The sequence below is a fragment of the Bifidobacterium olomucense genome (assembly GCF_012932375.1).
Lineage (GTDB): Bacteria > Actinomycetota > Actinomycetes > Actinomycetales > Bifidobacteriaceae > Bifidobacterium > Bifidobacterium olomucense.
On record NZ_JAAIIG010000024.1, the window covers coordinates 1 to 7,419 of the forward strand.

The 7,419-nt window shown below is 58.1% G+C and carries 11 protein-coding genes; 2 read left to right on the forward strand and 9 right to left on the reverse strand.

The features are described 5' to 3' along the window. From G1C97_RS11765 to G1C97_RS11790, 6 genes are all read right to left on the reverse strand, one after another. On the reverse strand, positions 1-182 hold a 182-nt coding region (locus tag G1C97_RS11765), incomplete at its 3' end, for a ParA family protein (RefSeq protein ID WP_335341373.1). 171 nt (positions 183-353) lie between these two features. Then, entirely contained in the window at positions 354-1,841 is a 1,488-nt protein-coding gene (locus tag G1C97_RS11770) for a protein rep (protein ID WP_169241920.1), read from the reverse strand. A 122-nt stretch (positions 1,842-1,963) separates the two neighbouring features. Continuing rightward, the gene (locus tag G1C97_RS11775; RefSeq protein ID WP_169241921.1) at positions 1,964-2,755 is read right to left on the reverse strand and encodes an ATP-binding protein; all 792 of its coding nucleotides are present in this window, start codon (positions 2,753-2,755) and stop codon (positions 1,964-1,966) included. Between the two features lie 74 nt (positions 2,756-2,829). Continuing rightward, positions 2,830-3,447, reverse strand: coding sequence for a hypothetical protein (locus tag G1C97_RS11780; RefSeq protein WP_169241922.1), 618 nt, complete (start codon positions 3,445-3,447; stop codon positions 2,830-2,832). A gap of 1 nt (position 3,448) precedes the next feature. After that, a complete protein-coding gene (locus G1C97_RS11785) occupies positions 3,449-3,637 on the reverse strand; it encodes a hypothetical protein (RefSeq protein WP_169241923.1) in 189 nt (62 codons plus the stop codon). Beyond that, the gene (locus G1C97_RS11790; protein ID WP_169241924.1) at positions 3,627-4,049 is read right to left on the reverse strand and encodes a hypothetical protein; all 423 of its coding nucleotides are present in this window, start codon (positions 4,047-4,049) and stop codon (positions 3,627-3,629) included. The genes G1C97_RS11785 and G1C97_RS11790 overlap by 11 nt, the downstream gene beginning before the upstream one ends. A gap of 182 nt (positions 4,050-4,231) precedes the next feature. Here G1C97_RS11790 and G1C97_RS11795 point away from each other — a divergent pair, with 182 nt between their 5' ends. Then, positions 4,232-4,750, forward strand: coding sequence for a hypothetical protein (locus G1C97_RS11795; protein ID WP_169241925.1), 519 nt, complete (start codon positions 4,232-4,234; stop codon positions 4,748-4,750). 181 nt (positions 4,751-4,931) lie between these two features. Here the strand turns inward: G1C97_RS11795 and G1C97_RS11800 are convergent, their stop codons facing one another. Next, positions 4,932-5,690 (reverse strand): BglII/BstYI family type II restriction endonuclease, encoded by a 759-nt coding sequence (locus tag G1C97_RS11800; RefSeq protein WP_169241926.1) that lies wholly within the window; start codon positions 5,688-5,690, stop codon positions 4,932-4,934. Positions 5,691-5,773: 83 nt separating this feature from the next. Here G1C97_RS11800 and G1C97_RS11805 point away from each other — a divergent pair, with 83 nt between their 5' ends. Next, the gene (locus tag G1C97_RS11805) at positions 5,774-6,610 is read left to right on the forward strand and encodes an MT-A70 family methyltransferase (protein WP_205832641.1); all 837 of its coding nucleotides are present in this window, start codon (positions 5,774-5,776) and stop codon (positions 6,608-6,610) included. Position 6,611: 1 nt separating this feature from the next. On the opposite strand, the gene G1C97_RS11810 is transcribed toward G1C97_RS11805, so the two are convergent. Continuing rightward, entirely contained in the window at positions 6,612-6,917 is a 306-nt protein-coding gene (locus G1C97_RS11810) for a ribbon-helix-helix domain-containing protein (protein ID WP_169241928.1), read from the reverse strand. Next, positions 6,917-7,419, reverse strand: a 503-nt coding sequence (locus G1C97_RS11815) for a ParA family protein (protein ID WP_169241929.1), incomplete at its 5' end; no start/stop codon positions are given. The genes G1C97_RS11815 and G1C97_RS11810, both read right to left, overlap by 1 nt.

The following is a 7,419-nucleotide window of genomic DNA, read 5'->3' on the forward strand; positions in this document are numbered from 1 at the left end:
GTCACCACGGAAAACGCCGGAGAGTCATCTACCGAATCGGCAAGCTTCCACCAGTCGGACGCAGAACGTTGCGGATCACAGTCAAGAACCGCCACAGTCCATTCGGGATTCTGCTTGGCGGCGGCGGCGGCAAGATACATGCAAGTTGTGGTCTTGCCTACGCCGCCTTTCGAATTCACCACTGAAATGATCATACCCCCATTATAGCATACATGTATTCATGTAAACAAGTAAACATGTATACATAAGTACCCTTCACCAGAAATGTATACACGTACACATGTTTACATGTATTCACGTATACAATACAGCTCGCATGTCTCTAATGTATACACGTATACAAGTTTACGTGTTTACATATCTTGGAATGAGTCGGGCAACGGCAGGAAATCGCCGGGTTTTGCGTCCCCGTCCGCGATCATATCCTGTTGCTCATCGTTGAGTATGACGCCGCCGGGCAGCAGTCGGGCGACCTCCTGCCAGTCCTCATGCTCTGCGGCTTCGAGTGCGTCCGCAAGCAGTTCGGGCGTACGCTTGCGCACATCCTTATACACCTTATTCGACACGACGTAGCCAACGAGGCCGGGCAGCTCATCGGCCTTCTGGGCCAGTTCCTCGTCTTCCAGTTCCTCGACCTCCATATCCTCCTTGAGACCGCGCGACCACGTGATGCAGCGGCGGCGCAAAGTGGCCTGCCAATATTCGAGCCAAAGATCCTCGCGCTGGAAATCGGACAGGCCGAGGCATCCGGAGTCGAGTAGCTGAAACGGGTTCACCGATCCTGAACGACCGTCCTTGATGTCGCCGCGTGCGATCTCCTGCGCAAGGGTGACGCTTCCCTTGTCGCCCTGCACCTTGGTGATGTATTCGGCGGCGGCGGTTCCGGCGTCCTTGCCGGCCTTGAATTGCAAATCTATGCCGTGTTCGTCGTTCGGGGCGACGTTGTAGGGGTTGCCGTCCTGCTTGCGGTATGCCTTGGCGACACGTTCGACCATCGTTTTCCACCGGTCGAGCATCCAATCATGCATAGCCCGCTGCTGTTCATTGTCCAGCTCGCCGTCGAGGAAGATCACGAAATGAATATGGGGATGCCAGCCGTTGCGCCCGTAGGTAACCTCTATGGCGCGGACGAATCCCCTGATTTTCCAGCGTTCGACGGCCTTCTTCCACGGTTTGCCGTTGATTAGTTTCGTCCATCCCTTGAGGATCGCGTCAAGGGTCATCGCCAGCGGCATCGTCCTGTCGTGGCGCAGCGTGAGGGTGCCGAACAAGTAGTAGCCGAACCCGTCGGATACCGCGAGTTCCGGCGGGAGCTGCCGGCCTTCATGGTCTGCCTGCCATTGGTCGGCGGCTTCCCGGCGCAGTTTCTCCGCGTGGTTGCCGATGGCCAGAGCGACCTCGTGGGCGCGTTCGTGGCGAATGATGGCCGAGCAGGTGGGGCACGCCCAGATCGACCCGCACAGCATCGTGCCGGTAAACCGGGCCTTCTCCCCGTCGGTCATGACGCCTACGCCGGATTCGACCGGTTGACCGCATCGTGCGCATCGTGGAAGCTTGATAGGGTCGAGACCGTATTTTTCGCCGCCTGAATAACGGACAAGAATCTTTCGGCTTGCCGCCCGTCGTCCGTATGCCAGACGGCGCAGATCGACACGGGAAAGAGCGGGGGTTATTTTATTCGTCTTTTCCCAAGGCTCGCCGCTACGCGGCTCGCTCGCCGCCTCTGCGGCTACGCTACGCTTCGCCGCGACGGCGGCGTGCAACCGTTCGGCGGTCATGTGTTGGGACGGTGACGGGACACCCGAGGGGTTCACGTTCGTCCGCTGAGTTGGTACACTCATAGGTACAACGACTTTCTCAAGTTGTGGCCAGCGGTTTCGGGTCGCCAAACTTTCGACCGCTAGCAAGCTTTCAAGAGATCCCCCGGATTCCCGTCCGGGGGATTTCCTTTTTCTGCTGGTGTTCAGTCTACGGGCACGATCCGATTTTGCAAAGCATCCTCGGCGTCGTCCTCGCTGACGTAGGCGAATCGGCATTGTGTGACCTGCCCGGAGTCGAGGCCGATGATCGCGCCGCCGCGTCGGGCAGGCGGTATGTCAGTGGGACTGGGTGAGCCTTCGGGCTGGTCTCCGAGCACGGCGCGTGCCGCCTCCGGTGTTTTGACACGAAAGCAGATGCGATTCTCGCAGTTGTCGCGCAGCGCGGACGGCAGGGAATCGACGGTGGGCTTCTGGGTGATCGCGAATAGGAGGAATCCGGCCGACCTTCCTTTTTTCACGATGTCCGTTGCGGCGGCGAGGATTTCGCCGGCCTTGGCCTTGGCCTCCTTGCCGCCGAGCACACCTTTAAGGTCGAAATAGGTCTGGCACTCGTCTATGATGACGACCTCCAAAGGCGGACGCCTGTCGGGCGTGATGTTCCAGAAGTTCGATGCCCCGTATCGGGGACGCATAGAGGACATACGAGATTTCATTTCGTCGTCCAATCGAAGGAGCAGATCATGCACCAGATCAAGATCGTCTCGCACAAGGTCGGTCGCGGCCGGTTTCGCCCACGTCCAATCGTCGCCGCCTTTCCCATCAATGATGTGCAATCGTACGCAACCGGAGAGGTACAGGGCCAGTACGATGACCATCATTCCAGCGGTCTTTCCGCTGCCGGGGACACCTCCGACCACGACACCACTGGTGTTGCCAATGGTCAAGGTTGCGTCGGTGCCGTCTTCGAGGAGTCCGACCGTGATCCGTCCGGTCATTGGGTCAAACGGCCGAAGCCGGAACACATGTGATGAGTGTCCCGGCTTCGGTTGGTGCTGCCGCCACGGCCATTTCATGCGATCACGCCCGTGATGGCGTCGTCAAGTGACGTGTGGACAGCTGCGGCACGTGATAGCTGGAGGGTAATCACGCCAGGATTTTCTCGATCTTCGGAGATGGCGAACGATCGGGCACCCCAGACGCGGGCGTCTTCAACGAGACGGTCGTGAATCCGGTCGGGGTTCATGCCGGATTCGCCAGCCCCGTTGAATTTCACGAAGATGTCGCCGCTAGCCTTCCATGTAGTCGCCGGAATGACCTTGGTCTTATCCGGATCCGTGTAAATCTTCGCCTTACGGAGTTTGACGCAGGTACTTACCCTGTCGAGTCGTGCGACCATGCCCCAGATGGGTACCACGGTGACAATAACGGGGGCGAATCCGGAGCGGAGCGGACGCCAGAAGATGCCAGCGAGGAATACAATGACGACCACGGCGACGGCGATCCATCCGGCCAGATCATTGTCGGTGACGACGAATCCAGCAGCTATGATGACCGCCCACATGATGATGCTGGTCATGAAAGCGGTACCGGTCTCGGGCCTGCTCCGTCGTTTTTCGATGCGTGCCTGTTCTCGGGCCATTTCGCGGCCGATCTGGCCGAAGTCAGTGTTGTTGTTTTGCTGTTGCATATCACAGCTCCAGTTCCGCCGGCACTTGGGGCACGGCTGAGTCGATGAGTCGGGCGATGACCGTTGACCGTGAGGCACGGGAGTTGATGCGTTTGTCGGCATACACAAGGTTGTCAAGCATACCGATCTGGGTCTCGGTGAGCGTGATACAGACGCGCCGCTTGAAGAAGTCCTCGGCTTTAACGATCATCGTCGTCTTCCTCCCCAGCGGTGAAGGACGGAGTCGAGGAGAACGGCGCGGTGTCGATCTGTACGACGCGTACGGCGTCGGCGGTGATCGACCATGCAATACGCCCGTTCTTGACCCACGGGACGGGGTGAATGGATCCGACCAGCTGGATGCGGGACAGCGGCGGAATCGGCGTGGTGGGCGCGGTGAACACGCTCAGGCTCACGTTGTTATCCACGCCGTACTCATCCAGAAACTGGCATGGGATCTGGAAGACCGGCCGACCGTTGACGAGCTTCGGCGTGGTGGTGACGCGGCCTGCGTCGTCGTATTCCATCTTCTGCCGAATGGTGCTGGGGTCGATGCCGCGCGTGGTCTGGAACGCGCCGACGATATCGGTGGCGTTCATCGCGAGGTTCGGACTGAACGACATATGAAAGCTCCTTTCTACTAGTAGGGGCCAACGGCGCGGAATTGCGCCGCCAGCAAGCTTTCATGCATCACTGTAGCACTACATACAACAAAAGTGCAAACCGTGTGTCGTGTCATTCCTTTAACTATAGTTAAAAATAAGGAATTTCCGTTTTAACCAGAGTGAAAGATACGATTACAGTCATGGCCTTCGTAAAATCTGAAATCCCATCCGCCGAGCTGCCGGACGTTGAGCACATGAAAAGCAAGCGCCGTCATGACTCCCTCGTGAAGACGGCACTGGATACGATCAACGAGAATCCAAAGCTGCATACAATTCTTGCGAGCCGCGCGACGGCAGACGCCAGCAATGCAGTAATGGATGCAATAGACGATGCCGCGGAGCAGCTTATAGCCGATTTGCGCTCTCAGGGTCTGGTGCTGTGTAAGAACCTCGCCCGCGTCTGGGTATGCGAGGAGCTGGAGAAACAAGTACGGGCGATCAGCAATTTCTATGCGGGTTCCGCCCTCGCCAACTGCGAGAGCAAGTCGAACGTGTGCAGGGCCGCGAACATCTCTCCGGCGGCGTTCGCGAAGCACTGGATTGAGGCCGAGAAGATCCAGCAGGCCACCGAGGAAGCGGACAAAACCGGCGATCCGGTGAGCACCACCCTTGGCGGTCAACCGTTCGACGTCTATCCTCCGACCACCCCCAAGGAGTGACGGCCGGGACGTTCTTGTTTTCCTTCATGCGAGATTGTGCGCTACGGCCACCGGAGAGTCAAATACTCAAATTCCGAGGGAATTTGGCGTGTCTATTCGACACGCATCGTATTTGACTATCCGGCGTCCTTCGCTGGTTTTCGCATTTAGAAGGAAAACCAGAACTGAAAAACTCTATCTGTCAGGCCTTGTACTCCTCGCCGTTCCACGTACGGTCAGAGATACCGACCAGCAGTATCGGGCAGGTGCCAGCCTCGCCCAGATTGATACGCAGCTCGGCGTTTTTGGTGTTCGTCGTCGTGGTGGTCTTCAGATCAAGTGGTATGGCGTTGGCCTTGTCCTCGGCAGTCCTGCTGCTCTGGCCCTTCATGGTCGCCGCATACACCACGTCATACGAAAGGCCAAGGTGGCGCGCCCAGAGTTCGCAGGCGCATTTGAGCAACGCTTCACGGTCTTTGGTGATCAGCACGGCGGCATCAATGAAACCCATCTCATGCCATGCGCGATAGGCGGCGAAGTCACGATCTAGGTTGCCGTCCTTGGCGTTCCATTCCACGTCAAGCAGCACTCGCCCCTTACGGTTGTCAACCCAATAGCTGGAAGTGTGGCTCGTGCCCAAGTCCTCGGTCTTCGGCTGATCACCCTTGGAATGACGGAATTTGATCGTCGCCTTGGTATCCAACTCATACAGGCATTCACGCCACCCCAACTCAGCAAAACCGTTGTTCAACGTCTCGGCCATCTTGGAATTGTTACCACCCGAGCGAAGGAACATATTAGCGTCGAACCGGAAAGACGACAGCAGGCCCACGATATCCGCCCATTCCTCGGGTGCCACGTTGGCAAGTATCCGCGCGGCGTTGCGCACCTCGTAGAAGGAGAAGTGGTCTTTGACTTCGGACGGAAGCACTTCCTCATACGAGCGAGTTTCAATCATCATGGGAACCATCGTAGGGCAAAAACCGAAGCAGCAAAGATCTAAAAGTGGTGAGTTAAAGATCTAATTATGGTATGCTCGGCTCCATGACTTTCGAGGAAACAGACATCGCACCATTGCCCCGCATCGCAGGAGGCTTCACCACGGTATTGAGCGATCCGCCGTGGAGATTCCAGAACCGCACCGGCAAAGTGGCACCGGAACACAAGCGTCTGGGCCGCTACGCGACCATGAGCCTTGAAGACATCAAGGCGCTTCCGGTCAACGATGTGACGGCCGACAACGCCCACCTGTACCTCTGGGTGCCGAACGCGCTCCTACCCGAGGGGTTGGAAGTAATGCAGGCGTGGGGCTTCCGCTACGTCTCTAACATCGTCTGGGCGAAGCGCCGCAAGGACGGAGGCCCGGACGGGCGCGGCGTAGGCTTCTACTTCCGCAACGTGACGGAACTGCTGCTGTTCGGCGTCAAGGGACATCTGCGCACCTTACAGCCCGGACGCACGCAGGTAAACATGATCGAGAGCCGCAAGCGGGCGCACAGCCGCAAACCCGACGAGCAGTATCCGTTGATCGAATCGTGTTCGCCGGGGCCGTACTTGGAGATGTTCGCCCGTTATCCGCAACCGGGCTGGAGCGTCTGGGGCAACGAATCCGCCGAGGACGTGGTGCCGCAGGGCAAGACCTACAAGGGGTACGAGGGCGGAGCCATCGAATACCCCGTGTTAAGACCACACGAACGCATGACGTTCGACACCGAGCAGACCGTGGCGAAAATGCTTCGCGAGGAATACGAGGCCAACAAGTCAATTGACGATCTGGCGGAGGAACATGGATATTCCATCGCCAGGATTCGCAAGCTGCTGAAGCTGGCCGGAACCGAGTTCAGAAGCCCCGGCCATCCGACCAGCACATTAGCCGCCTAACTTATAGCCTTTCGCTAAGCCATTCACGCAGTGCAGCCGTGACGACATCGGCACGGCTCATCTGCGGTTTTCCGTTCTTGGAGCGGTTGGTCTCCGACCATACGAACCGGTCGAGTTTTTCCAGCACGTCCATCGGCAGGCGGAACGATGCGGGTTTAGTCGGCAGGTCGGCATGCTTGTTATGCCGATGTCTTACGGTCGGCTTCTCCTCTTTGGCGTCGAGCACGAGATCCTGTCCTTGGTTCGCTTCCATGAGCGCCATCATCGCGGCCTTCTGCTGTTGCGCCGTTTTCTTGCTTGCGGCCATCAGTTGCCCCTTTCGACAATCGTCCGAATCTCCAGCCAGAGATCCGTATAGGCCCCGAGATCACTGGGATTCGTGGCGAAGCCCTTGTATTTCACACCATCCGGCACGAAGGTCTTGAAGCATCTGACGCCGGTTTGCTCAATGGCTTCGACCGTATCAGCCCACAGGCGCGTACGACGGCGCGCCTTGGTCAGCAGCAGCCACCCTTTGGAGCCTACGGCATCAATGGTTTTCTTGGCACGGAACATGCTCATGGTTTCAGCTTCGGTCGGAACAATCACAAGATCAGCCATCGTCACGGCCTCGCTGATGCCTGACCCACTGCCGGGTGCCGTATCGACAATCAGGAGATCGGCATCAACATCGCCGGCGTCCGTCACCACGGAAAACGCCGGAGAGTCATCTACCGAATCGGCAAGCTTCCACCAGTCGGACGCAGAACGTTGCGGATCACAGTCAAGAACCGCCACAGTCCATTCGGGATTCTGCTTGGCGGCGGCGG

Excerpts from the sequence above, each read along its gene's own strand:
- G1C97_RS11780 (WP_169241922.1), bottom strand. The coding sequence starts at position 3,447 with ATGCAACAGCAAAACAACAACACTGACTTCGGCCAGATCGGCCGCGAA.
- G1C97_RS11790 (WP_169241924.1), bottom strand. The coding sequence starts at position 4,049 with ATGTCGTTCAGTCCGAACCTCGCGATGAACGCCACCGATATCGTCGGC.
- G1C97_RS11810 (WP_169241928.1), bottom strand. The coding sequence starts at position 6,917 with ATGGCCGCAAGCAAGAAAACGGCGCAACAGCAGAAGGCCGCGATGATG.
- G1C97_RS11775 (WP_169241921.1), bottom strand. The coding sequence starts at position 2,755 with ATGACCGGACGGATCACGGTCGGACTCCTCGAAGACGGCACCGACGCA.
- G1C97_RS11805 (WP_205832641.1), top strand. The coding sequence starts at position 5,774 with ATGACTTTCGAGGAAACAGACATCGCACCATTGCCCCGCATCGCAGGA.
- G1C97_RS11770 (WP_169241920.1), bottom strand. The coding sequence starts at position 1,841 with ATGAGTGTACCAACTCAGCGGACGAACGTGAACCCCTCGGGTGTCCCG.
- G1C97_RS11800 (WP_169241926.1), bottom strand. The coding sequence starts at position 5,690 with ATGATGATTGAAACTCGCTCGTATGAGGAAGTGCTTCCGTCCGAAGTC.
- G1C97_RS11795 (WP_169241925.1), top strand. The coding sequence starts at position 4,232 with ATGGCCTTCGTAAAATCTGAAATCCCATCCGCCGAGCTGCCGGACGTT.
- G1C97_RS11785 (WP_169241923.1), bottom strand. The coding sequence starts at position 3,637 with ATGATCGTTAAAGCCGAGGACTTCTTCAAGCGGCGCGTCTGTATCACG.